Source organism: Parabacteroides faecis, from assembly GCF_014647375.1.
GTDB classification, from domain to species: Bacteria; Bacteroidota; Bacteroidia; order Bacteroidales; family Tannerellaceae; genus Parabacteroides; species Parabacteroides faecis.
The window spans coordinates 350,972-376,034 of record NZ_BMPB01000002.1 but is presented as its reverse complement, the minus strand read 5'-3'; the positions used below and the strand labels follow the sequence as shown (position 1 = coordinate 376,034).

Below are 25,063 nucleotides of genomic sequence, written 5' to 3'. Positions count from 1 at the left end.
TCCTTATTTATTGGTTCAACAGACCAAAGGTAAGAAAATTCACCTATAATTGACTAACAGTGCTGCAGCAACCTCCTGGGCAATTTCTTCGTCACGAAGTTCCCGAAGAATAGTCAAACCAAAATCAAACACAAATCCCGGCCCTTTACAGGTAATGATATTTCCATCCTGCTCCACACCATTATCTGTAGGAGTTGCTCCGATCATTGTCGGTTCAAAATAAGGGAAACAAGTTGCTTTGCGTCCTTTCAATAACCCAAGTCCTCCAAGAACCATAGGACCGGCGCATATTGCTGCCAGTATTTTATTCTCTTTATACTTCTCCATTACCAATTCTTTCAATCGGGTGCAAGTATTCAGATGGTTACTTCCCGGTATTCCCCCCGGAAGGATCAAGGCATCCGCCGTACTGTAATCGGCATCTTCAAACACATAATCGGCAATTACCGGAATATTATGTGCTCCCATAACCCGCATATTTCCATCGATAGAGACAGTAGTAGTCCTGACACCGCCTCTGCGTAATATATCGGCTGTGCCTAATGCCTCAATTTCTTCAAATCCTGTTGCCAGGAATATAAATGCTTCTTTCATAACGCTTATTTTTTATTTTTATTCAGATAATATTTGATCTTATACTTCAATAATGGAATATCGACCGGTTTTACAAGATAGTCATTGAAATGGCATTCTTTCGCTTTCTCTTTTTCCTTATCATAGGCAAAAGCAGAAAGAGCCATTACGGGAACATCCGAAGATAGTTCCCTGATCTCACGAGTCGCTGCAAACCCATCCATGACAGGCATTTTTATATCCATTAAAATCAAATCCGGTTCATACTTTTTAAACATTTGTACAGCTTGTCGTCCATTCGTAGCATAGATCAAACGATATTGTTGCTTTAAAACGGCTTGTAACAAAAGGTAATTTTCCAATACATCTTCTGCAACCAACAATGTATATTGCCCGGGTAATGCTTCCGGAATATTATCGGATATATTATCATCTTCTTCGTCCGGAAATGCCAACGGAACACTCAACGGCAGAGTAAACCAAAAACAAGAACCTTTCCCTTGTTCTGATTCCACTCCTATTTCTCCTCCTAACTTTTCTATGATCATTTTACAAATAGATAATCCCAAGCCTGTACCTTGCCTGAATTCATCCAGTTTCACAAAACGGTCAAAAATAGCATTTTGCTTTTCTCTGGCGATACCTATTCCGGTATCTGTCACAGAAACACGTACAAAGCCGTCTTCCAATTTATAAGACAATGAGATAAAACCCTGATTCGTACATTTTATCGCATTTGACAGAAGATTCAGAAGCACCTGTTCGACACGCTGTGCATCAGTCTGCAACCGAACTGAAGGTAACAAATCTCCATTATACAGCAGAGCAACATCGGAAGTCATCTTCAGCGACTGAGATACATATACCTCATGGCAAATATCTTTCAGGTCGACATACGAAATATTATAATTCAATGTTCCAGATTCTATTTTCGCAAAATCCAGAATATCATTGATCAACTGGAGTAACAGACTGCTGTTGTTATCAATAATAGTAAGATATTCCTGCTGTTCACTGTCATTATCGGTTTCTGTGATCAATCTGGAGAAGCCTACGATCGCATTCAACGGGGTACGTATCTCATGGCTCATATTAGCAATGAAAGCATTTTTCATTTTGTCGGCTTCACGTGCTTTGATCAGGTCGAGTTCATTCTGGCGTTGTTCGGTAACGTCCCATAACATCACTAACAGCAACGGGGAAGCCCCTGGGTCCGGATTGGTTATCAACAGACGAATTGTATTTACAATCCGGATGTCGCCATTCGGTTTCTCATATTCTACCATTATCTTATGAGTTCTTCCATTTTTTATTGTGGAATAGTCCTCCGTCCTGATTTCATGGGCTCTCCGCGGGTCCGGATAAAGTTCAAAATCAGTTTTGCCTAACACGTCAGAAGCATTTACCTCGGTAAAATCCTCTGCCGCCTGGTTAAAATAGATGTATTTGAATCCATCGAAAATATCTTTTACACTAATCGCAACAAAAACATTCGACAGAATTGTATTCATTAATATATTCAGGAAATTAATCTTACGCTGATTGGCAAGATTCTCACTCATTTCTTCCATATCCGCATTATTCATTGCAGATTGAGATAGATTTGTTTCGAGTTCCTTTATTCGCTGAATCAATTCTTCCCTTGAAAAATTTTCATATACATCCATTTCTTAGATTTTAAGGCTTGTGCATAAATTTGATTTGCTTGTATCGAGTAGCAAATGTAAATATATTTTTCAATGATCCTTGAAAAACATCTATTTAATTACTCTATCCTTATAATTTTAATATAAAATGCTGCTCTAATCCAAAATAAAAGATACATTTGCATTCTAATTTCATGAATTAAACACAATATAATACGAAAAAGCTATGATGTATTGGCAGAAAGATATTGAGACGATGAGTCGTGACGAACTGAATAAACTACAGTTAGAGCGACTGAAACAAACAATAGAATTAGCCGGACACTCCCCTTTCTACAGTAAAGTACTTAAAGACAACGGTATAACGGCAGACAGTATCCAGTCATTGGATGACCTGCAAAAAATCCCTTTCACAACGAAAGATGACTTGCGTAATAATTACCCGTTTGGAATGGCAGCCATTCCCCTCAAGGATTGTGTAAGAGTACATTCTTCGAGCGGTACAACCGGTAATCCTACCGTTGTTTTACATTCGGCAAAAGACCTGGACCAATGGGCCAATCAGGTAGCACGCAGCATGTACATGGTCGGTTTACGCGATACGGATGTTTTTCAGAACACTTCCGGATACGGTATGTTTACCGGTGGTCTGGGATTTCAATACGGTGCTGAAAGGCTTGGTGCATTGACCGTTCCCGCTGCTGCCGGTAATTCGAAACGACAGATCAAATTCATTACCGACTTCGGAACGACCTGCCTGCATATTATACCGAGCTATGCAACCCGTTTAGCTGAAGTTATGTACGAGATCGGACTTGATCCGCGAAAAGACACCAAACTACATACCGTTTGCATCGGTGCCGAACCTCACTCGGAAGAACAGCGCAAACGCATCGAACAATTGTTAGGCGTAAAGGCATATAACTGTTTTGGTATGTCAGAAATGAATGGTCCCGGAGTTGCATTTGAATGTACGGAACAAAACGGTTTGCACATTTGGGAAGATTATACGATTGTCGAAATAGTCGATCCCCAGACATTGCAACCTGTCCCCGAAGGAGAAGTCGGCGAACTGGTATTGACAACGATCAATCGTGAAGCCATGCCATTGCTGCGCTATCGTACCCGTGACCTGACCTGCATTATTCCCGGTGAATGTGCCTGCGGAAGAACTCATAAACGTCTGGCCCGTTTCAAAGGACGTAGCGACGATATGATCATCCTGAAAGGTGTTAACCTCTTCCCGATCCAGATCGAAAAGATATTGATGCAGTTCAAAGAATTAGGTAGTAATTACCTGATCACCCTTGAAACCGTGAATAATAGCGACGAAATGTTGATCGAAGTGGAATTAAGTGACCTGTTCACAGACGATTACAGCGTACTTCAACGTCTTGCAAAAGATATCACAAGACAGTTGAAAGATGAGTTGCTACTGACCCCGCGTCTGAAACTGGTTGCCAAGGGCTCATTACCGACACAGGAAGGTAAGGCCGTAAGGGTAAAAGACTTACGTAAGTTCTGTTAAAACGATTGTTCAACAAATAAAAAGATACAGCTATGACGGTAAATCAAATTTCTATTTTCCTGGAGAATAAATACGGAAAACTTAGTGAAATCCTGGCTCTGCTCGCTGAAGAAAAGATACGGATCATTGCTGCTACAGTTGCGGATACGTCTGAATATGGTATTCTGCGCATTATTGTAAGCGATCCGCAAAAAGCATATAAGATACTGAAAAATAATAATGTAAGTGCAAATCTTACAGATGTACTGGCAATTGTCACAAACTCCTGTGCCGGAAGTTTTGCTGAAACACTGACACACTTTACAAAAGCCGGTTTAAGTATCGAATATATGTATTGCTTCTCTATAAACGACAAATCCATCCTGATTCTGCGAACAAATAACCGGGAAGCAGCCCGTGAAGTGATCCGCCGTCAGAATCTGGAATATATTTGCGAAAGTGATTTGATGAAACTATAATATTATTTATCGTGGAGAGGCCTATACAGCCTCTCTACCCTAAAACAAATAACAAATGTTCGGAATAGAAGACCCCGGTATCTGGTTAGCCTACCTGTTAGCCTTCGTGTGTTTAATTTTTTCTTTATGGTTCGGAATTGCCTATTGGAATAAAGGAGATAAAGAGAGTGATAACCCTAAACAATCTGATAAATGAGTACCCTTACCCTTGGAATTATTGTTATCGTTTACATGTTCGTTATTGCCTGGTTAGGTTATATAGGATATAAACAGACAAAAAATGCCAGTGATTACTTATTAGGGGGAAGAAAAGTCAACCCCATCGTCATGGCTCTCTCTTATGGGGCTACATTTATCTCCGCTTCCGCCATTGTTGGTTTTGGCGGTGTTGCCGCTACTTTCGGTATGGGTATTCAATGGTTATGCCTGTTGAATATGTTTATGGGAGTAGTCGTAGCCTTCATATTCTTTGGCAGAAAAACACGAAAGCTGGGAGAAGAACATAATGCACGTACATTTCCGCAATTATTAGGGATGCATTATAATTCACGAAGTATTCAGATATTTATTGCTACGGTCATATTTATTGGAATGCCACTATATGCAGCTGTCGTAATGAAAGGTGGAGCTGTCTTTATTGAGCAGATGTTTCATATCGACCTGCATCTGGCACTATTAATATTCACACTGATCGTTGCGGCTTATGTAATTACCGGAGGTATCAAAGGTGTTTTGTATACAGATGCTTTACAAGCAGTTATCATGTTCGGTTGCATGTTATTCCTTTTATTCTGGTTTTACCATGTAATGGATATTGGATTCATCGAAGCAAATCATAAACTGACAGAGATTGCACCTCTCGTTCCCGACCGATTCAAGGAACTGGGACATCAGGGATGGACGGCTATGCCCGTTACCGGTTCTCCCCAATGGTATACCTTGGTCACTTCACTTATTTTAGGGGTTGGGATCGGTTGTTTGGCACAGCCTCAATTGGTTGTACGTTTTATGATGGTGGAAAGCACCAAACAACTGAATCGCGGGGTGCTTATCGGCTGTGTATTCTTGATCGTGACTGTAGGAGCAATCTACCATGTCGGAGCATTATCCAATTTATTTTTTATGAAGACTGAGGGCGTCGTTGCTTCCGAAGCTATAAAGGATATGGATAAAATTATTCCATTATTTATAGACCGTGCAATGCCGGAATGGTTCGGGGCAGTTTTCATGCTGTGCATCTTGTCAGCCAGTATGTCTACATTAAGTGCACAATTCCATACCATGGGAGCTGCGTTCGGAGCAGATGCTTTTCCGAACCTGGGACGTCGTAAAAATACAAATTCAACATTAGGAGTCCGTATCGGTGTATTATGTTCCATATTGTTGAGTTATATCATTTGTTATACATTGAGTGCAGGTATAATCGCCAGAGGCACGGCCTTATTTATGGGAGTTTGTGCAGTCACATTCCTTCCTGCCTATTTCTGTGCTTTATATTGGAAAAAAGCGACTAAACAAGGAGCTATAGCAAGTCTATGGACCGGAGCATTGGCAAGTATGTTTGCTATGTTGTTCCTCCATAAAGCTGAAGCAGGTGCTGTTGGTTTGTGCAAAACATTGACAGGAAAAGATGTACTGATCGATGTGTACCCTTGGTTTGCAATAGACCCTATTCTGTTTGCGCTTCCGTTATCGGTTATGGCTATTGTTATAGTCAGTTTGATGACACAGGAGAAAACTAATAACATAAATATGGAATAGATTTGCATTTATTACATGTTAGAAAACACATATTAGCATTTTAACTATTGCTACTTATGGAAAGATCCGTACATTTGTACCGTGGTTTTTTCATAATAGTATTAGATTTAAGGTTAACAAAGTTGGTTAGGGCTTGTCGTGAGACAGGCTTTAATTTTTTATAGGCCGCCAGGATGGAATAGTTCAGATATTTATCTACCCAAAGAAGTTTATTCATATCTTTGTTTCTCTAAAACAAACTATATGAGAAAGTATTTGATTACCGGCTTCTTTCTGCTGGCATTGTTATTTCAAGCATGTGACAAAAATGAAGAATCCATTACAGAAGAATATGAAACAGTCGGATTGACTACAGAGATCAATATATCCGATGTCGATAACGCGCCTTATAAAGAGGCTATTTCGGAGGTGGCTTTCGTAGCGAGATTCCATGGTTTCGGCGGAATCGGTTCCCCTATCGATCCTCTGGGTAATGACACGCGTATCATGCTGAAAGTACCGTTCGATGAAAACGGAACAAAACTGATCCTGCCGGAAAATCCTCCCCAAGAACTTATGAGCAACATCGCATCCGACATTCCGTCAGGATTCGTGATAAGTGACACTAATGCGAAGACTATTTCGTTCGTTGAGATCGCCACTGACATGCCCGATTCGACGCGTGTTTTCGGATTCCTGTATATGAGTTATGAGGCAGCAAATATCGAGTACCAGCTGCAATATATATATTGTGACCGCGCAGTAACAATAACAGGATCAGGCAAAGACTGGTGGGATCATGCCATGACATATGACCTTAACCTAAAGAAAGGATGGAATATGGTGGTTGAAAAGACCATATATGAAAAGGATCTACAGATCAGAAGCACAACTCATTTAATGCCGGTCGATATGAAATGGAAGCGCAGCAGATGGATAGGCGGCAAATGAAAAAGATGATCAAATACTTTTGTCTGTTCCTGCTGATATTATGCAGTTGTAATAGAGGGAAAAAGGAGAATAATGTATTCCATGTAGCTGTTCTTCGAGGTCCCTCTGTTATAGCATTTGCAAAGATGATTGAAGATTCTCCGGAGATAGATAGTAAACGGTTATCAGTCGATATAGTGGATTCTCCGGAACAAATGCAGGCTTTATTGATAAAGAGTGAAGCGGATCTGGCTGCACTTCCCATGATAAATGCAGCAAACCTGTATAATAAAGGTTTGAAGTATTCCCTGCTTGGATGTCCGGTTTGGGGAAACTTGTATATTGTCGAAAAGAAAGAATATAATGCTCCATCCCAGGGAACAAACACTTTGCATATTTTTGGCGCAGGTACTACTCCTGATATATTAACCCGTTATTATCTCAAACAAAAAGGACTCACTTATTCTTTGAATTATTCTTTTTCCACTCCCCAGGAAATAAGCCAGGGATTACTTAGCGGACAAATCCGAACAGCTGTAATGGCCGAACCATTTTTAAGCCTGATTCTCCGTAAAGACAGTACATTATATATAAAATCAAGCCTGAACAATCCGGACAGTACTTCGCCCGGATTCGCTCAAACCGCCATTGTATATGCTCCTTCTTTGCAAGGGAAAAGTACAATACTTGACAGTTTACTAGATGAATCCTGCCAGTTTGCTGTCAACCAACCGGAGCAGGCAATAAAGATTCTTGAAAACCGGAATATATTTGTGCCTGGATCACTGACCCCGGAAAGCATAGAGAGATGCCAGATTAAATATCTATCGACAAAAGAAGCTAAAAGAAGTATTCTCGATTTTCTTCGTCTGATAGAAAAATATGAACCGAAAGCCATAGGCGGAAAAGTTCCGAATGATGGTTTCATGCCTGAAAAACAATGAAAAAAGGACTTATCTCATTTATATCCATATGTTTGTTATTGCTATTCTGGCAACTGACTGCTTCCTACATGAATCAGCCGGAATTGATACCGTCCGTTCCTGATCTTATAAAAGCCTTATTTCAGTTGTTTCCCACCGATACTTTTTATAAAAGTATCTTTGCGACGGTTTTACGTGGAATATCCGGTATATTGCTGTCGTTAGCTGCTGCAATACTAGCTGCATTTTTGTTTGCCCGCTACGAATTACTTTATGAATTATTCCGGCCGCTACTGACGATCATGAGGTCTGTTCCTGTTATTTCATTCATATTATTAGCTTTGATCTTTCTTGATCCGGAAGGAATCCCATTGATGATCGCTTTTTTGACTATGTTTCCTCTGTTGGCGGAAAACCTGACAAAAGGTATTATCAATCTGAAGCCCGGACTTTCCTTAATGGCAAGTCAATTCAGGATCAGTCGCAAAAATAAACTGATACATATTTATTATCCCCAACTCAAACCATTCCTATTCAGCGGACTTGTCTCTGCTATCGGATTCGGTTGGCGTGCAATCATAATGGGGGAAGTCCTTTCTCAATGTGCTTTCGGTATCGGCGGCGAAATGAAACGTGCCCAGCTATTTATATCGGTTCCGGAATTGATTGCCTGGACTATTATAGCCATTCTGATAAGCTTCCTTTTCGATAGGGGGATCAACCGGTTATCACATATTAAATGGAATATACGATTTAGTAATACAACGTCAGAGAAAAATTATACCTCCGTCATTTATCCGATAAAAATGACAGACGTTACTTTTCAATATACCGATATAAAAGTATTATCCCATTTCTCATATACTTTTGAACCCGGTATCATTTATGGAATAAAAGCTCCTTCCGGCAGTGGCAAGACTACTTTACTGAATCTACTGGACGGTTCATTGAAACCGGACAAGGGGGAAATATCATCCAATAAAGAGCAAATATTTTCCGTTGTTTTCCAGGAACCTGAACTTTTACCCCATTTGACAGTGATGCAAAATATATGTCTACCGTTAGCTTCTGTCTACAACCATTCCTATTCAGAAGAGAAAGCCCGGAAAACATTAGAAATCGTTGAAATGGAAGCATTTCGTGACCGTTATCCAAATGAACTCAGTTACGGACAGCAACAACGTGTCGCTCTTGCCCGCGCCCTGGCATATCCTTCTGCAATCATGCTTCTCGATGAGCCATTTAAAGGATTGGATAAAGCCCTAACCATTCGTATTATCGATCGGATGATCGCACGACAAACAGATCAAAAGCAGACCATTATTTTCACCTCCCATGATCAGGAAGAAATAGACCGCCTTGCTTCCGTAATTATCCGGTTACAAACTGTCAATTGATTTTTACAGGGTCGCAGGGTATTGTAAACCAGAATGTAGCTCCGGCACCTTCCTCCGATTCTACTCCGATCTCACCATTCAACATCGTTATAATAGTTTTGCAGATAGACAAACCGAGACCTGTCCCTTGCTTAAAACGATCCAGTTTAACAAACCGATCGAAAATAGTGTCTTGGTCTTCATTTTTTATTCCTGTTCCCGTATCACTGACATAACCATAAATACCATTATCCGTCAGACGATAACCGAATCTGATAGTACCTGTCGATGTAAATTTTATGGCATTAGACAAAAAATTCGTCAGAACTTGTGTCAATCTTGTCTTTTCAGAAATAATACTATAATTAGTTCCATCATTTTCAAAAATAACCTCTACTCCGGGATTCACCCGGCGCAAAAAAGCCTGTTCCTGTGGCTTAAAGATCTCGTTCAGGCTAAAGCTTGTATAAATGAACTCCAGTTTTCCCGATTCTATTTTGGAAATATCCAGAATATCATCGATCAACTGTAACAGAAATTCATTACTCGTTTCGATGATCTTAAGGTATTCCTGTTTGTCTTCCTCTGTTTCCGCCTGTGCCATCAAGGTCGAAAAACCTACGATTGCATTTAATGGTGTCCTTATTTCATGGCTCATATTGGCTATGAAAGCTGATTTCATCCGGTTGCTTTCTTCTGCCAATCGTTTAGCCTGTATATCTGCTTCATGACGTTTATCTATCGTAATATCCCTCAAAATACCGATCGCTTTCAATGGTTTTCCGTCTTTTCCATATTCGTAAACTTCTCCGATCTTTTCCAGCCAAATATATTCTTCGGAAAAATACCGGCAACGAAAGCTTAGGCGCAAAGACTCTATTTTCCCCTGGGCAAATGCATTTACAACGTCCCGGTACATTTGTTGATCGTCCGGATGTATTTTTTCTGTAAAACTTTCATGGGATATATAGGCATGAATCATTTCTCCGTTCTCCACATGAGATAACTCGGCTGTTTCATTCACCACATCCCATATCCAGGGATAAATACGACCGGCCATGCAAGACAAAGCCAGTCTTTTATTATTTTCATGTAATTCTTCTTCTATTTGCCGCTGTTTGGTGATATCCCACGACATACCTAATAAATAAGGAGATTTGCCTTCGCGGGGAACAAGTAGTTTCATCGTATCCAAAGACCGCAATACACCTCTCGGATCGAGTATTTGTTCTACAAAACGTTGCATTTCACCTGTCTGAAGGACTTTCTCGTCCATATCCCTGAAAGACTGTGCAGCTACAGGATCCATAAACAGATCAAAGTCCGTTTTTCCAACAACATCATTGTGAAAACGGCCATATATCTGATTCATCATCGGGCTGGAATAAACATAACGGAAATCATCACCAGTATCCTTGACAAAGAAATACATTGGCACTGAATTCACTATATTCGATAATAACCCGGATAAATCCTTATATTTCTGCTCCAATGCATTTTCATCCAAATAAGAAAGTTCCATAGCCACTAATTTATTATTCCACAAAAGTGTTGAAAATAAACGAGAGTGACAAATAATAAAAGAAAGAACTTCCCGCAAAAAGTAAAATAGACAGCAAAAGATTATCTTTGTAGAATAGAAATTGAAATGAAAGAAATATGATGACATTATTCCATTCACTTATCTCCCGTTCCCTAAATATTTCGGCCGGGCAGGTTGAAAGAACGATAGGTTTGCTTAACGAAGGGGCTACAATACCATTTATCAGCCGTTACAGAAAGGAAGTTACCGGAGGGCTGGACGAAGTTCAGATCGGGAACATCAAAGATCAACTGGATAAATTAACAGAGATCCAAAAGAGAAAAAATTCCATATTAAGCTCTATAGAAGAACAGGGAAAGTTAACTCCCGAACTCAAAAAACGTATTGAAGAATCCTGGGATAGTACAGAAATAGAAGATCTTTACCTGCCTTACAAACCGAAGCGGGTTACTAAAGCAGAGATTGCACGCAAGAAAGGTTTAGAGCCTCTTGCCAAGATTATCATGATACAAAATGAGTCTAACCTATTGGATCGGGTTAAAAACTTTATCAAGGGAGAAGTTAAAAATGCGGCTGAAGCCTTACAGGGTGCACGTGATATTATTGCTGAATGGGTGAATGAAAATGAAGGGGCACGTAATGCCGTACGTAATTCTTTTGCCCATACAGGGATCATTTCTTCCAAAGTAATCAAAGGGAAAGAGGAAGAAGGAGCTAAATACCGGGATTATTTCGATTTCAGCGAACCGCTGAATCGATGTAGTTCCCACCGCTTACTAGCTCTCCGCCGCGGAGAAGCCGAAGGTATTCTCAGAGTCGGCATCTCTCCGGACGTCGATACGACTCTCGACCGGTTAAAAAGACGGTTCGTAAAAGGAAACAACGAAGCCTCAGACCAGGTTGCCAATGCAGTCGATGATTCTTTCAAACGTCTTTTGAAACCTTCCATTGAAACGGAATATGCTAATTTGAGTAAAACAAAAGCGGATGAAGAAGCTATCCGTGTTTTTGCAGAAAATCTACGCCAACTGTTATTAGCTCCACCATTGGGGCAAAAGCGAGTACTGGGAGTCGATCCGGGATATCGCACCGGATGTAAGTTAGTATGCCTGGATGCGCAAGGTAATTTATTACATAACGAAGCGATCTACCCCCACCCGCCACAGAATGAAAAAAGCAAAGCTGCAGCCAAGGTATCTCAATTGGTATCAACCTATGCAATCGATGCTATTGCTATCGGTAACGGGACAGCCAGCCGTGAAACAGAACAATTCATCACAAATATTCGCTATGAGCGAAAAGTACAGGTGTTTGTTGTCAGCGAAAACGGAGCATCCATCTATTCTGCATCGAAAGTTGCCCGGGACGAGTTCCCTGAATACGATGTAACGGTCCGGGGAGCAGTCAGCATCGGACGCCGGTTGATGGATCCGTTGGCCGAACTGGTAAAGATCGATCCTAAGAGTATCGGTGTCGGCCAGTATCAACACGATGTGGATCAGACAGCTCTAAAGAAAAGTCTGGATCAAACGGTAGAAAGTTGCGTAAATATGGTTGGTGTCAATGTAAATACAGCCAGTAAGCATTTGCTTACCTATATTTCTGGTCTGGGTCCGACACTGGCACAGAACATTGTCGATTACCGGGCAGAACACGGTCCTTTCCAATCCAGACGTGAATTACTGAAAGTTCCCCGTATGGGTGAAAAAGCATTCGAACAAAGTGCCGGATTTCTCCGTATACAGGGAGGAAAAACTCCACTCGACAATTCGGCCGTGCATCCGGAAAGCTATCCGATTGTAGAAAAAATGGCTAAGGATTTGAAATGTACAGTAGAGGAACTGATCACAAATAAAGAATTAAAGAAAAAACTGGATCTGAAGCTGTATATCACGGATAAAGTCGGTATGCCAACCCTGCTCGATATTATGGAGGAGTTGGATAAGCCAGGCCGTGACCCGCGCCAGGCCATTCAGGTATTTTCTTTCGATCCGACAGTGAAAACAATAGAGGACCTGAAAGAAGGACTTGTCTTACCGGGAATCGTAACCAACATTACGAACTTTGGATGTTTTGTCGATGTCGGTATAAAAGAAAACGGATTAGTTCATATCTCAGAACTGGCAGACCGGTTTATCAGTGATCCGACACAGGTCGTATCTATTCACCAACATGTTAAGGTAAAGGTTCTGAGCGTAGATTTAGTTCGCAAACGGGTTCAGTTATCTATGAAAGGATTATGATATGAAAGTAAATAAAACGAATGTAGCCAGACTGTTGGATAAAGCCAAAATATCTTATCAGTTGGTTCCTTATGAAGTGGATGAGAATGATTTGAGCGCTATCCATGTGGCAGAGCAATTAGGTGAGAATGTTGAACAGGTATTCAAAACTCTGATCCTTCATGGAGATAAAAGCGGATATTTTGTCTGTGTAATTCCCGGGGCTGATGAAGTAGATCTGAAAAAGGCGGCAAAAGTCTCCGGAAATAAGAAATGCGAAATGATTCCGGTAAAAGAACTGTTACCTTTGACAGGTTACATCCGGGGAGGATGCTCTCCTATCGGAATGAAGAAACATTTTCCTACTTATATTCATCAAACGGCAGAAGAATATGACAATATATATATTAGTGCCGGACAACGGGGATTACAGGTTCAAATCGCACCAAAAGATCTAATTCGCGAAGTGAAAGCTGAAATATCCGATCTGATTATTGATAAATAAGATTCTAATAATAGCATAAAAAAACAGGACTGTTTATTTCTACATTGTGTATAGAATAACAAACAGTCCTGTTTTTTTATGCTATTATTAGAATTTCCTGAATATATATCTTTTACCTTCACTATTCAAAATCAACTGCTTTCCACTTAACTTTTCAATAGTAAATTCACGCGTTTTTGAACTCCAATCAGTACGGGGTAGAAAACTTGTTACAGGACGAGGATAATTATCTAACTCTAAAGTCAACGACGTCTCATCTTTTAATGTATTATAGCCATGCTGATTTGAAAAAGAATCAGCATCGGCAAGATATACCTGATACATAAACAATATATTCTGAAAATTATAAAATACCGTATCAGCCTGTATCACCTCTCCATTCGCTTCCACTTGCTGTAATTGCCATTTGCCTTCCAGCTTATGTTCCGTATCATTACTACATGCTGCCAGTATGATTACGACAGCGGCTATCATCCAGTATTTCATTCCCTTCATTTTATAACAATCCTTTTGTGCTTGGTAGCTCATATTTATAAATATCACGGCGTATCGCCATTTTTACAGATCGCGCCAAAGCCTTGAAAATGCCTTCTATCTTATGATGTTCATTCGCACCTTCCGCTTTAATGTTCAGATTCATGCGAGCCGCATCACTCAAGCTCTTAAAGAAATGAAGGAACATTTCCGTAGGCATATCCCCCACCTTTTCACGATGAAACTCAGCATCCCAGACTAACCACGGACGGCCTCCGAAATCAAGAGCCACACTGCATAAGCAATCATCCATAGGCAGGCAGTAACCGTAACGTTCGATGCCACGCTTGTCACCAAGGGCTTTAAGCAAGGCTTCACCAAGGGCAATCGCTGTATCTTCTATTGTATGATGCTCATCAACATTCAGATCACCCTTTACACGTATAACCAAATCCATTCCGGAATGTTTTCCTATCTGATCCAACATGTGGTCAAAAAATCCTAATCCGGTCGAAATTTCGGTCTTGCCAGTGCCGTCAAGATTAACTTCTACATAAATATCCGTCTCTTTAGTAGTGCGCTGTACAATGGCACGACGCTCACCGGCAAAAAGATATTCAGTCACCTTGTCCCAGTCTTCCGTTATCAGGACCGGCGATATGGAAGGATTCTCTGCCAGTAACCGGGAAGCTTCTTCATCGGAAGGACGTAACCAAATACCTTTGGCTCCCAGATTTACAGCCAGTTGCATATCCGTCAGACGATCCCCGATCACATAACTGTTTGCTAAATCGTATTCACCGCCGAGATAGTTACCCAGCATTCCGGTCCGCGGTTTGCGGTTGGGAGAATTATCTTCCGGAAAAGAACGATCGATCAAAATGTCATCAAAGACAATCCCCTCGCCTTCCAGGGCTTTCAACATCTTGTTATGAGCTGGCCAGAAAGTGTCTTCCGGAAAAGAGGACGTACCCAATCCATCCTGGTTGGTCACCATGACCAATTCAAAGTCCAATTGTTTACGTATGAAATATAAGTTACGGAATACTTTTGGGTAGAACTCCAGTTTTTCCAGGCTATCCAGCTGGTAATCAACAGGAGGCTCTATCACTAATGTCCCGTCTCTATCGACAAAGAGCGCTCTTTTCATGTTTACATATTTTTTAAAGCCTTCAATAATGCATCGTTTTCTTCCGGTGTACCGACAGTGATACGCAGACAACCGTTACACAAAGTTACATTATTCCGGTTACGTACAATAACGCCTTTCTTTACCAATTTATTATATACTGAATCAGCTTTACCGACATTTACCAGGATAAAGTTGGCATCGGTCGGATACATTTTCTGCACAATCGGCAGCTCCGGCAAAGCAGCCTGCAAACGGATACGCTCAGACATGATACGGCGCAATTGCTCCAGCATCTGTCCCTCATTGTTCAATAATTCCAGAGCCTGCTTCTGTGTCAGCATATTGACATTGTAAGGATATTTGATTTTGTTCAATATCGCTATAATTTCAGGTGAGGCAAATGCCATTCCCAAACGGAGACCAGCCGCTCCCCACGCTTTGGAAAGTGTCTGTAGCACGATCAGATTCGGGAATTTCTTTAATTCCGGGAGAAAAGAAGGCTCTGCCGAGAAATCAATGTAAGCTTCATCCAGTACAACGATTCCTTCAAAATCAGTCAATATCTTATAAATTTCATCCCGGTTCAAGCTATTTCCCGTCGGATTGTTCGGCGAACAAAGGAAAATTACTTTCACCCACTCGTCCACTTCTTCCAGTAACTTGTCTGCATCCAGTTCAAAGTCAGCCGTTAATTCGACTTTTCTAAATTCCACATTATTTACATTTGCTGCCACTTCATACATACCGTAAGAAGGAGCTATGCTAACGATGGTATCGATTCCCGGATCACAAAATGCACGGATCACGAGATCGATCGGTTCATCACTGCCATTTCCCAGGAAGATAGAATTACGGTCCACATCTTTTAATTCGGCAATCCGGTCTTTCAACTCCCACTGCAACGGGTCCGGATAACGGTTATACGGTTCGTTATAAGGATTCTCATTCGCATCCAGAAAAACAGACGCACTGCCGTGGAACTCGTCCCTTGCAGAAGAATATGGCTTCAAGTCCCAGATATTAGGTCTTACAAGTTTTTTTAAATCCATCATATTGTTTTTAATCTTATTGTTACTGCATTACGGTGAGCATCCAGCTGTTCGTTTCCGGCCATGACCTGAATGGTTCCACCTAAACTCTTAATACCTTCGGCAGTGATCTCCTGGAAGGTTATTTTTTTGATAAAACTATCCAGATTCACACCGCTGTATGCTTTAGCATATCCATTGGTAGGAAGTGTATGGTTCGTACCAGAAGCATAATCACCAGCACTTTCGGGTGTATAAGGACCCATAAACACACTTCCTGCATTTTCAATCTGTTCTGCAATATAGGCATAATTTCCGGTCTGTATGATCAGGTGTTCCGGAGCATACATATTTGTGAAATCGATCACTTCCTGTTCATCCTTCAATACGATTATACGGCTGTGTTCTAATGCCTTTTCCGTAATTTCCTGACGGGATAGTGCAGACAATTGACGACGGATGGCTTCAGCTACAGGAGAAACCATGTTTTCGGCCGATGTAACCAGAATGGCCTGGCTATCCGCTCCATGTTCAGCCTGTGAGAGAAAATCAGCAGCAATAAAGTCTGGATTAGCTGTTTCATCTGCAATTACTTCCACTTCAGAAGGGCCGGCCGGCATATCGATAGCTACATCTTTCAGGCTGACAAGCTGTTTGGCTGCCGTTACATACTGGTTGCCGGGGCCAAAGATCTTATATACTTTAGGTACGGACTCCGTTCCGTAAGCCATCGCAGCAATAGCCTGTATTCCACCGGCTTTAAATATTTTGCTGACACCAGCTGTACGGGCGGCGAAAAGAATAGCCGGATGCACCTTGCCTTCCCGGTTCGGAGGAGTACATAAAACGATCTCTTTACAACCTGCAATATGTGCCGGCACAGCCAACATTAAGACTGTAGAAAACAGAGGTGCCGTTCCTCCCGGAATATACAGGCCGACTTTCTCTATTGCAACTGCTTTTTGCCAGCAGGTTACACCGGGAGTCGTTTCTATTTTATGTCCGGTGAAACGTTGGGAAGCATGAAACTTCTCTATATTGTCTTTAGCTGTACGAATAGCCTGCTTCAATTCTTCGGAGACAAGTTCACAAGCTTCTTCTATCTCGGCTTCCGATACCTGAAGATCCGTTAATGTTACTTTGTCGAACTTTTCTTCATATCGCTTTACGGCAACATCACCTTCCTGGCGCACTTCATCCAATACGGTACGGACCGTGTCAAACAAAGTCGTCACATCCAAAGCAGGCCGTTTGACCAACGAAACCCACTCTTCTTTTGATGGATATTTTATTATTTCCATAATTGCACTCTATATCTATATTCTAAAAACTCCTATCATAATCTATCATATCTATTACTTAATTCCCCGCACTATTTACACCCCATCTCAACGATGCTGACACCGGGTGTAAAGGGCATTGAGACCCGGGTGTCACCGGACGTATGATAGTTGTTATACATTTTATTAAAGTATCATCTTCTCAATAGGAATAACCAAAATACCTTCTGCTCCCAACGATTTAAGCTTTCCGATAATTTCCCAGAAATGTTTCTCTGCAATAACAGACTGTACAGAAACCCAGTCGCCATTTGCCAACGGCGTCACCGTCGGGCTTTTCATACCCGGCAACACTTCTATGATCTCATCCAATTTGTCTTTCGGAGCATTCAGCAATACATATTTCTTTCCTTCGGCTACCTGGATTGCTTCAAAGCGGAACAACAGTTCATCCAGGATCGCCAGCTTTTCTTCCGACAGATTATTATTGGCGATCAAAAGCGCTTCGCTTTGCATGATCACTTCAACCTCCTTCAATTGGTTGCTGACCAACGTACTGCCTGAGCTGACAATATCAAAAATGGCATCAGCCAAACCGATACCCGGAGCAATCTCAACTGAACCGCTGATAACATGCAAATCGGCCTTTACGCCTTTTTCTTTCAGATACGCCTTCAGGATCTCCGGATATGAAGTAGCGATAGTCTTTCCTTCAAACCATTCTATTCCCTGATAATCTTCATCTTTAGGAATAGCCAAAGACACACGGCATTTACTAAATCCCAGTCGTTTAACCAGGCGGGCTTCCCCTCCTTTTTCTACATATTCGTTCTCTCCAACAATACCTATATCAGAGACTCCATTCGCTACCGATTGAGGTATATCATCATCACGCAGGAACAACACTTCCACCGGAAAACCTTTTGCCGATAAAAGCAAAATACGCTTTCCCCTGTTCAGTTTGATACCTGCTTCTTCCAATAATAGCATTGTTTCATCGTATAAACGACCTTTTGATTGTACTGCAATTCGTAACATGTTTGTTTTTATTTTAATAATTATATTCTTTCCAAAAACAAAATAAGGCTTACCGAATAACGGCAAGCCTTACTTAATTATATTATGCGTATCTACACACCTCACAGCCCACCGAACTATTGCCCGTTGTAATGATGATGATGGTGATGTGATACTTTTCTTCTCATTTGTTATTTTATTGATGCCGCAAAGTTACAATAATAATTGAAAATGCAAATAAAACTATCAAAAGATTAGCGATCAGGCTCACTTTTTTTCTAGGATGCCAGTTTTATGCCGATAATTCCGCATATGACCAGCATAGCGGAAAGGATACGCCATATGCCTGCCGAATCACCGAAAATAAAGATGCCGATCAATAAAGTTCCGACAGCTCCTATGCCGGTCCATACCACGTAAGCCGTTCCGATCGGGATTGTCCGTTGTGCCAGATATAAAAAGTATCCGCTCAAAGCCATTGAGATAACAGCGACCGAAAGATAAAGAAAACGTGATCCCGTCGTTTGTGCCAGTTTCATACCGACAGGCCAGCCTATCTCAAACAGGCCGCCTAACAATAAATAAATCCATCCCATAATTTCATCTGTGTTTTAATCTATATAAATGATCGGCTTGCTGCCGTATTTTATTAGCCAGCATTGGCGGATAATCCGGATGATCGGTAAAGAAAGCATCGACCTCTGCCCTCGCCTCCGGAGATGTATGTCCGGACAACAACGCTCGTACCCAGGCTGTCGGGAAGAATATATCGCCGGTCCGCTGCACCTCCTGCATCGCCTCCAAAGCCGGACGAATATATTTTATCGCCCCTTCCTGTCTCAACCGGTGATTCAGATTTGCCAATGCGGCAGACGCCCAGGGTTCTATCCGACGGTTCTCTGCAACCAGCAAAGAAGCGAAGACACTGTCACGCACCTCTTTATGGGGAGAAACAGACGGCGAGATAAACTGATATTCCCGTTTTCGGTCCGGATTTGTTATACGCGAAAGTTGGGTGTTAATAATTTCGTCTGCCTGTTCCGGCAGATGAAGGGCCAAAATATAAGATAATCCGATATAATCATTCTCACTTAACGAACACCCGGCAGGAGCCTGCTCTTTCTTCCACAAATCATATAATGAAGCGACCGCTTCAGGTGACTGAACGATTGAACGATACGAACGGAAAGCCTGCAAACGGTGTTGTGGGACAGAAGAAGCCGTAACGATCTGCCATAACGTTTTTTCCAATAAAGCAGTATCTGCCGGATAGAGACGTTGACAATTGCCTATATATCCCAAAGCGGCAGAGAACAACAATGAATTATTCTCCTTCGGCAAATAATCCAGCATAGCCTCCATATAAGAAGTCGGTGAAATAGTTCCGTTCAGCAGATTTTCATATAAAGTAATCAGTATAGAACCTCTCAGCAACTCATCTTTACAGGCCGGAAGATATGCTGCACAAGCCTCGGCATCCGCTTTATTCAACCGGAAAAAGCCATATCCTTTTCCATCTGTATTCGGAATAATGAAACACTCCTCTTTCGGAAGCTTTTTTAATTCCTTTCGGATGGAATTTGAATTTCTCCCGAGAGAAACTGAAATTTCTTCCGGATCCCCGTTTTTAGGAACTATCAGAAAAGATAAATCCTGCGGCCAGTTCAGTCCCCGGTCGAAAGGATCGTTTTGTGAGACAACCAAGCTATCTCCGACAACGGAGGCTGTGATTTCCGGCATCCCTTTTTCATTCACCCAGATATGGCTCCAGGTTGCCAGATCATCATCCGTATATTTATCCAAAATAGTGATCAATCCTTCCCAGGTTGCATTTCCGTAAGCATATGTTTTCAAATATTCCTGTATCCCCTTTCTAAATGCCTCTTTTCCCATCTTCTTGATCAACATTTCCAATACGACAGGAGACTTATCATAGATAATATTACCATAAACCAAACCGGCATTTCGCAAATTATCCAGATCCTGTTTGATCGGATTGGCACCGGCTGTACGATCTTCCGAATAAGCAGGCGGAATATAATCCTGCATAAAGTTCAGGGCATGATTGATATTCGGGTATAATGGCTCGACAATCTGGGAAGCGAAATAGTTGGCAAATACTTCTTTTGTCCAGACATCGTCAAACCATTTCATCGTCACATAATCGCCAAACCACATATGTGCCGTTTCATGGGCAATCAGGGCACTCCGACTCAGCTGTTCGTTCAGTGTCGGATTTTCATTCAGGAACATCCGTCGGTCTGTATAGAATGTGGCTCCGGTATGTTCCATTCCACCAAACTGAAAACCGGGAAGGATGATCAGATCGTATTTAGCAAAAGGATATGGTACAGCCGTATAATCTTCCAACCAGGCCAATGCGTCAAAAACTTCGGATGCGATATCCGGACATTGGGCTATTTTCTTAGGCTCTGTCTCCCGGTGATATATAGAGATTTCTCTGCCATCCCGGGTATAGGTCTCACGAATAAACTTTCCGGCAGTAAATGCAAACAGATAAGTACTCAATGGCTCCGTTTCCTTAAAAGATATGATTTTCCGTCCGGGAACAGAGATCGTGTCGGTCTTTCCGATCGCACCATTCGTAACTGCCTGCCATTCAACCGGCACTTCCAACGCCAATGTAAACAGTGACTTCATATCCGGTTGGTCAAAACAAGGGAATGCAGTACGCGCCCTGTCAGGCACCAACAATGTATAAAGAAACTCATCCCGCCTGTTCAGAGACTGGTCAGCCGGGGTGAAAGCTATATTGACTTCATTCTCTCCTACTTTACTCCGATCTGCCGGAATAATAATATGTTCATTCCTGACTTCATAAGGAACTTGCTCCCCATTCAGTACAACAGAGGCAATCTGCGAGGCTTCTCCCCTGAAGTCAATAATGACCGGAAGCTTCTCTTTCAGGGATAACCGGATTGCCGCCCTGCCCTTTACCGGTTCCTGTTTAGATTCCGGAATAGAGAAAAACAGATAATATTTTACCTGCCCGAAATGTTCTTTTCTGAACTGAGCCAGTTCGTGACTGACTCCCGCTTCCAGCAAAACAATATCTTTCTGCTGTGTTGCACAAGCAGAAAGCAGACCTACAGTTACTGCCCCTGCCACCTGAAAAATAATATGATTTGTATGTGTCATTCTTTTTTACTCTCTCAAATATTCAGCGATCGACATAAAGTTACGCTCCAGTAAATACATTTGCGACGCCATAAAAGTAAAAAATTCTCCCCAATCTTGTTTGCGGTGAAAATCTATTCCCTCTTTGGCAATGTAAATACGTGCAACTTCTTTTCCGGTTTCCCGGACAAAACAAATATCCCAGATCAACCCTTCGGGAAAATCCATTTCCAACATTTCCTTATACCAGGTGAGACGTTCATACATATCCAAACGAAGTTCTTCACTCCGGTGATTCACTTCCAGGATCACATAGGCTCCGTTACGGCTGACGTCAAATTTCAATTCGACACCTTTCACTTTGGTATCGTATAAAGTCCATATTTTCTTTCGGCCCCGCAGATAAGGCTGTACTTCACAATAAGCGGCGAAACTTTCCCAAAATTCCAGTTTCAGGTTCTTTAATTCGTCTTTACTATACATCTTTTTTAGTTGACAATTGACAGTTAACAGATGACAGTTAAAAAGAGGGGACTAAAACCACCTGTCAACCGTCATCTGTCAACTGTCAATTATTTATAAATATCTTTCTTCCTTAATCTGATAACTTCTCCATACCCAGCCAGTTCCTTCATGTCGATACGTCTTGAATCACCAACTACCACATAAACAAACGGTTTCAAACGGACATTATGCCGGTAAAAACGGACAATATCTTTCATATCCATCTCTGAAATACCTGACAACAATGCTTCATTCGGGTCGTTATCGAAACCTGCCCTTCTGAAAGATGCCACTTTCTCTGATAAGTCCCTGAAAGGAGGAAAATCATTATTCACCTGATTTACGATAGATTGCTTGACTGTAGAAACCCGCTCCGGCTTCTCCGGCATTTCGCGGATCAGCGAGCACATAACCTCCATCGCATCCAACGTCTTGTCACTCTGTGTAGAAAGCATTGTAACAAACTCTCCGGCTTTCCCCGATAATTGGTGGGGAGGCAATATATAACGCCCGCTCACCCGATAAGCCAAAGAACGGAACTCTCTGATCTCCTGAAACATCAAAGAAGACATATCTCCGCCGAAATAAACCGAGAATAACCGGGAAGCATGACGTGACCAGGCATCATCGGTAGCCTCTCCTTTTGTATAAGCGTAAATGATACTTTGCGATGCCGTTGGCATATCCATAAAGTAAACGAGCGGTTTATCATATAATTTTGCATCCCGGTAATAAGGTTCTTTTACAGCAACAGTCATTTCCTGCAACGGAAGTGTCGCCTTTATTTGCCCCGTAACCTGATCGGCAGACAACGTCCCGCAATAATGCAAATCACATTCCATCCGGCGAACATCGGCAAAGACATCCAGTAAATCCTTCCCTTTCAACTTCTTGACCTCTGAAAGCGACAATTTATTCAGAAATCTCGATTGTTCCCCATATTTCACCTTCTCCAACATGGCACCCGCAATATTATCACTCGATTCAAAGAAGGCTTTCTCCATTATTTTGGCATCATTTATAACCTGCCGTATTTGTTTATCATCCGCTTTGACATGCGTGATAAAATCACCGGCCAACTGAACGGTCTCCTCTAAATGATTATCAAAACCGGTAACACGGACAATGAACTGCTTATCGTTCGCATCGAAAGACATCGTGCTGCCCAACACCTGCAACCGTGTCCGGAATTCCTGGAACGATAAAGAATCTGTGCCCAGGAACTGGAGATAATTTGCCAGATACTTCAATTTGGGTTGCTCCAACGTACCTATCTGATACACCATATTCAGTGTAAACACATCCGTAACCGGATTTATCGTTGTATATAAGGTTGCCAAAGGCGTTAGTTGAGTGATCTGAACATCTTTACTGAAATTGATAAAACGAGGTGATACTGTTTGTACAGGCAATCGTTCCAGCTGTTTGGCATACTCGGATGATGCTTCCGAGTTTTTAGGAACGACCGGATTGAAGTCTGGTTTTGGCAGATTGTCCTTTGGGTATTTCCCCGTCGTTTTAGTGACACACAGATAGTTTTCACTAAAATACTTGCGGGCAACGCGGATAACATCCTCCCGCGTTAATGCCTCGATCTTGGATACATCCTGCAAATAATCCTCCCAGCTTTTACCCTGCGAATAGATTGTCATCATAATGCGGGTACGCGAATCGATACTTTCCAGATCGGTAGCATACTGGCGACGTTGTTCCTCTTTCAGGCTATTGAATATCTCATCACTGAAATCTCCCTCTTTTATCCGGTTTATTTCTTTCCAAACCAACTTTTCCGCCCCACCGTATGTCTGGAACATAAGTTTCGGAATAACAGCCACTGCCAATATACCGGATTCATTCAAATTCTCATTCATTGCCATCGAGGCCATTATTTTCCGGTCGACCATCAGTTTATCCAGAAAACCTGTTCCATTGGCATTGTTCAACATATTAACGGCAACGGCAAGTGCGACCTGGTCTTCATGGTTGGCGGGAAGTCCACGGAATCCCAATCCCATCGCTTTTACTAAAGGAACAGGAAATTTTACCTTCATTCTCTCTTTACCTTTAAAAGGAGGCAAAGCGACAGTCTCTTTTTTAGGTGCTTCTCCCGGACGAATACGTGAGAAAGTCCTTTCAAGGATGGGTAATACAGTCTCCGTATCAAAATCGCCGCTCAACATCAAAGCCATATTGGAAGCTACATAATATTCCTCAAAGAACTTCCGCATCTCTGTCAGGCGCGGATTCTTCAGGTTCTTTGTACTCCCGATAATCGGATAGGCATAAGGATGCGGTGCAAAATAGCGCTCAAGCAAACGATCCATAACCTGACCGCCAATAAAATCACCATACATATTCTTTTCTTCATACACTGTCTCCAATTCGCTTTGGAACATACGAAAAACCGGATTCAACAGGCGTTCGCTGTTTATTTCGGCCCATTGCTCCATGTATTGCGGAGAAAAAGTATTGAAATAGAACGTAACATCATAAGATGTCGCAGCGTTCAATCCCGAACCGCCATATTTGGAGATCAGGCGGTTGAACTCATTCGGAATAACATAATCGGAAGAGCGGATGCTCAACTCATTGATATCTTTCTGGATTTCTGCACGGGCAAGTTCATCTTCTGTCGCAGCAAGTTCGTCATATTTCATAGCTATAGAATCCAGCAGGACTCTCTCCGCTTCATAATCCACCGTACCAATCTTATCGGTTCCCTTGAACATCATATGCTCAAAATAATGAGCGATCCCTGTATCCGGACAGTCTTTCGATCCTGCCTTCACAACTACGGCTCCGAAAACTTTCGGCTGACTATGGTCTTCATTCAGCCAGACGGTTAATCCATTATCCAGTTTATGTTCTTTTACTTCAAGCGCTTTTGTATTCTGAGCGGTTAACAGATTTGTACCAGTTGCAAATAACATCATCGTCAAGAATGCTTTCATGGATTTTTTCCACACATTTATATTATAGATGACAAAGATACCTGATTCCTTTTTGTTATCGGAGTTTGATTAGATATTTTTATTATTTAAACCAA

Annotated in this window: 21 protein-coding genes; 9 read left to right on the top strand and 12 right to left on the bottom strand. The window is 41.7% G+C overall.

Annotated elements, in window-relative coordinates; all coding sequences use genetic code 11:
- Window positions 1-39: 39 nt before the first annotated feature.
- Both IEY67_RS04080 and IEY67_RS04075 read right to left on the bottom strand, forming a co-directional pair.
- On the bottom strand, window positions 40-594 hold the full coding sequence (locus IEY67_RS04080; protein ID WP_122373042.1) for a DJ-1 family glyoxalase III: 555 nt from the start codon (window positions 592-594) through the stop codon (window positions 40-42).
- Between the two features lie 5 nt (window positions 595-599).
- On the bottom strand, window positions 600-2,159 hold the full coding sequence (locus IEY67_RS04075) for an ATP-binding protein (RefSeq protein WP_229800949.1): 1,560 nt from the start codon (window positions 2,157-2,159) through the stop codon (window positions 600-602).
- A 286-nt stretch (window positions 2,160-2,445) separates the two neighbouring features.
- On the opposite strand from IEY67_RS04075, the gene IEY67_RS04070 reads away from it, so the two are divergent.
- The 7 genes from IEY67_RS04070 to IEY67_RS04045 all read left to right on the top strand — a co-directional run bounded on the left by IEY67_RS04070 (window position 2,446) and on the right by IEY67_RS04045 (window position 9,195).
- Entirely contained in the window at window positions 2,446-3,747 is a 1,302-nt protein-coding gene (locus tag IEY67_RS04070) for a phenylacetate--CoA ligase family protein (RefSeq protein WP_183669915.1), read from the top strand.
- Between the two features lie 32 nt (window positions 3,748-3,779).
- On the top strand, window positions 3,780-4,205 hold the full coding sequence (locus IEY67_RS04065; protein WP_122352759.1) for an ACT domain-containing protein: 426 nt from the start codon (window positions 3,780-3,782) through the stop codon (window positions 4,203-4,205).
- Between the two features lie 55 nt (window positions 4,206-4,260).
- Complete coding sequence (locus IEY67_RS25410) at window positions 4,261-4,401, top strand: symporter small accessory protein (RefSeq protein WP_370449246.1); 141 nt, start codon at window positions 4,261-4,263, stop codon at window positions 4,399-4,401.
- Window positions 4,398-5,966 (top strand): sodium:solute symporter family protein, encoded by a 1,569-nt coding sequence (locus tag IEY67_RS04060; RefSeq protein ID WP_183669913.1) that lies wholly within the window; start codon window positions 4,398-4,400, stop codon window positions 5,964-5,966. Before IEY67_RS25410 ends, IEY67_RS04060 begins: the two co-directional genes overlap by 4 nt.
- 243 nt (window positions 5,967-6,209) lie before the next feature.
- Entirely contained in the window at window positions 6,210-6,896 is a 687-nt protein-coding gene (locus tag IEY67_RS04055) for a hypothetical protein (protein ID WP_122373039.1), read from the top strand.
- 5 nt (window positions 6,897-6,901) lie between these two features.
- Window positions 6,902-7,819 carry a substrate-binding domain-containing protein gene (locus IEY67_RS04050; protein WP_122373038.1) on the top strand — a complete coding sequence of 306 codons (918 nt, stop codon included), beginning with the start codon at window positions 6,902-6,904 and terminating at the stop codon, window positions 7,817-7,819.
- The gene (locus tag IEY67_RS04045; RefSeq protein ID WP_183669911.1) at window positions 7,816-9,195 is read left to right on the top strand and encodes an ATP-binding cassette domain-containing protein; all 1,380 of its coding nucleotides are present in this window, start codon (window positions 7,816-7,818) and stop codon (window positions 9,193-9,195) included. The genes IEY67_RS04050 and IEY67_RS04045 overlap by 4 nt, the downstream gene beginning before the upstream one ends.
- On the opposite strand, the gene IEY67_RS04040 is transcribed toward IEY67_RS04045, so the two are convergent.
- Window positions 9,188-10,696 (bottom strand): PAS domain-containing sensor histidine kinase, encoded by a 1,509-nt coding sequence (locus tag IEY67_RS04040; protein ID WP_183669909.1) that lies wholly within the window; start codon window positions 10,694-10,696, stop codon window positions 9,188-9,190. The two genes, IEY67_RS04045 and IEY67_RS04040, sit on opposite strands and share 8 nt — an antisense overlap.
- Window positions 10,697-10,833: 137 nt before the next feature.
- On the opposite strand from IEY67_RS04040, the gene IEY67_RS04035 reads away from it, so the two are divergent.
- Complete coding sequence (locus IEY67_RS04035) at window positions 10,834-12,960, top strand: Tex family protein (RefSeq protein ID WP_183669907.1); 2,127 nt, start codon at window positions 10,834-10,836, stop codon at window positions 12,958-12,960.
- A 1-nt stretch (window position 12,961) separates the two neighbouring features.
- Entirely contained in the window at window positions 12,962-13,444 is a 483-nt protein-coding gene (gene ybaK / locus IEY67_RS04030) for a Cys-tRNA(Pro) deacylase (protein ID WP_122373034.1), read from the top strand.
- Between the two features lie 87 nt (window positions 13,445-13,531).
- Here ybaK and IEY67_RS04025 read toward each other — a convergent pair whose 3' ends face one another.
- From IEY67_RS04025 to IEY67_RS03985, 9 genes are all read right to left on the bottom strand, one after another.
- On the bottom strand, window positions 13,532-13,939 hold the full coding sequence (locus IEY67_RS04025; protein ID WP_229800948.1) for a lipocalin-like domain-containing protein: 408 nt from the start codon (window positions 13,937-13,939) through the stop codon (window positions 13,532-13,534).
- A 1-nt stretch (window position 13,940) separates the two neighbouring features.
- Window positions 13,941-15,068 (bottom strand): bifunctional histidinol-phosphatase/imidazoleglycerol-phosphate dehydratase HisB, encoded by a 1,128-nt coding sequence (gene hisB / locus IEY67_RS04020; protein WP_183669905.1) that lies wholly within the window; start codon window positions 15,066-15,068, stop codon window positions 13,941-13,943.
- A 2-nt stretch (window positions 15,069-15,070) separates the two neighbouring features.
- A complete protein-coding gene (gene hisC, locus IEY67_RS04015; protein WP_122352750.1) occupies window positions 15,071-16,102 on the bottom strand; it encodes a histidinol-phosphate transaminase in 1,032 nt (343 codons plus the stop codon).
- The gene (gene hisD / locus IEY67_RS04010; protein WP_183669903.1) at window positions 16,099-17,379 is read right to left on the bottom strand and encodes a histidinol dehydrogenase; all 1,281 of its coding nucleotides are present in this window, start codon (window positions 17,377-17,379) and stop codon (window positions 16,099-16,101) included. Before hisD ends, hisC begins: the two co-directional genes overlap by 4 nt.
- A 165-nt stretch (window positions 17,380-17,544) precedes the next feature.
- On the bottom strand, window positions 17,545-18,396 hold the full coding sequence (gene hisG, locus IEY67_RS04005; protein ID WP_122352748.1) for an ATP phosphoribosyltransferase: 852 nt from the start codon (window positions 18,394-18,396) through the stop codon (window positions 17,545-17,547).
- Between the two features lie 257 nt (window positions 18,397-18,653).
- Window positions 18,654-18,971, bottom strand: a complete 318-nt coding sequence (locus tag IEY67_RS04000; protein ID WP_122352747.1) for a DMT family transporter — start codon at window positions 18,969-18,971, stop codon at window positions 18,654-18,656.
- Window positions 18,972-18,975: 4 nt separating this feature from the next.
- A complete protein-coding gene (locus IEY67_RS03995; protein ID WP_183669901.1) occupies window positions 18,976-21,534 on the bottom strand; it encodes a M1 family metallopeptidase in 2,559 nt (852 codons plus the stop codon).
- Between the two features lie 6 nt (window positions 21,535-21,540).
- Entirely contained in the window at window positions 21,541-21,996 is a 456-nt protein-coding gene (locus IEY67_RS03990) for a DUF4268 domain-containing protein (protein WP_183669899.1), read from the bottom strand.
- Window positions 21,997-22,085: 89 nt separating this feature from the next.
- Window positions 22,086-24,950 carry a M16 family metallopeptidase gene (locus IEY67_RS03985; RefSeq protein ID WP_183670017.1) on the bottom strand — a complete coding sequence of 955 codons (2,865 nt, stop codon included), beginning with the start codon at window positions 24,948-24,950 and terminating at the stop codon, window positions 22,086-22,088.
- Window positions 24,951-25,063: the final 113 nt, after the last annotated feature.

What these genes read in the sequence shown, in the direction of transcription:
- IEY67_RS04080 (WP_122373042.1), bottom strand. Translation starts at nt 594, where the DNA reads ATGAAAGAAGCATTTATATTCCTGGCAACAGGATTTGAAGAAATTGAG.
- IEY67_RS04075 (WP_229800949.1), bottom strand. Translation starts at nt 2,159, where the DNA reads ATGAATAATGCGGATATGGAAGAAATGAGTGAGAATCTTGCCAATCAG.
- IEY67_RS04070 (WP_183669915.1), top strand. Translation starts at nt 2,446, where the DNA reads ATGATGTATTGGCAGAAAGATATTGAGACGATGAGTCGTGACGAACTG.
- IEY67_RS04065 (WP_122352759.1), top strand. Translation starts at nt 3,780, where the DNA reads ATGACGGTAAATCAAATTTCTATTTTCCTGGAGAATAAATACGGAAAA.
- IEY67_RS25410 (WP_370449246.1), top strand. Translation starts at nt 4,261, where the DNA reads ATGTTCGGAATAGAAGACCCCGGTATCTGGTTAGCCTACCTGTTAGCC.
- IEY67_RS04060 (WP_183669913.1), top strand. Translation starts at nt 4,398, where the DNA reads ATGAGTACCCTTACCCTTGGAATTATTGTTATCGTTTACATGTTCGTT.
- IEY67_RS04055 (WP_122373039.1), top strand. Translation starts at nt 6,210, where the DNA reads ATGAGAAAGTATTTGATTACCGGCTTCTTTCTGCTGGCATTGTTATTT.
- IEY67_RS04050 (WP_122373038.1), top strand. Translation starts at nt 6,902, where the DNA reads ATGATCAAATACTTTTGTCTGTTCCTGCTGATATTATGCAGTTGTAAT.
- IEY67_RS04045 (WP_183669911.1), top strand. Translation starts at nt 7,816, where the DNA reads ATGAAAAAAGGACTTATCTCATTTATATCCATATGTTTGTTATTGCTA.
- IEY67_RS04040 (WP_183669909.1), bottom strand. Translation starts at nt 10,696, where the DNA reads ATGGAACTTTCTTATTTGGATGAAAATGCATTGGAGCAGAAATATAAG.
- IEY67_RS04035 (WP_183669907.1), top strand. Translation starts at nt 10,834, where the DNA reads ATGATGACATTATTCCATTCACTTATCTCCCGTTCCCTAAATATTTCG.
- ybaK (WP_122373034.1), top strand. Translation starts at nt 12,962, where the DNA reads ATGAAAGTAAATAAAACGAATGTAGCCAGACTGTTGGATAAAGCCAAA.
- IEY67_RS04025 (WP_229800948.1), bottom strand. Translation starts at nt 13,939, where the DNA reads ATGAAGGGAATGAAATACTGGATGATAGCCGCTGTCGTAATCATACTG.
- hisB (WP_183669905.1), bottom strand. Translation starts at nt 15,068, where the DNA reads ATGAAAAGAGCGCTCTTTGTCGATAGAGACGGGACATTAGTGATAGAG.
- hisC (WP_122352750.1), bottom strand. Translation starts at nt 16,102, where the DNA reads ATGATGGATTTAAAAAAACTTGTAAGACCTAATATCTGGGACTTGAAG.
- hisD (WP_183669903.1), bottom strand. Translation starts at nt 17,379, where the DNA reads ATGGAAATAATAAAATATCCATCAAAAGAAGAGTGGGTTTCGTTGGTC.
- hisG (WP_122352748.1), bottom strand. Translation starts at nt 18,396, where the DNA reads ATGTTACGAATTGCAGTACAATCAAAAGGTCGTTTATACGATGAAACA.
- IEY67_RS04000 (WP_122352747.1), bottom strand. Translation starts at nt 18,971, where the DNA reads ATGGGATGGATTTATTTATTGTTAGGCGGCCTGTTTGAGATAGGCTGG.
- IEY67_RS03995 (WP_183669901.1), bottom strand. Translation starts at nt 21,534, where the DNA reads ATGACACATACAAATCATATTATTTTTCAGGTGGCAGGGGCAGTAACT.
- IEY67_RS03990 (WP_183669899.1), bottom strand. Translation starts at nt 21,996, where the DNA reads ATGTATAGTAAAGACGAATTAAAGAACCTGAAACTGGAATTTTGGGAA.
- IEY67_RS03985 (WP_183670017.1), bottom strand. Translation starts at nt 24,950, where the DNA reads ATGATGTTATTTGCAACTGGTACAAATCTGTTAACCGCTCAGAATACA.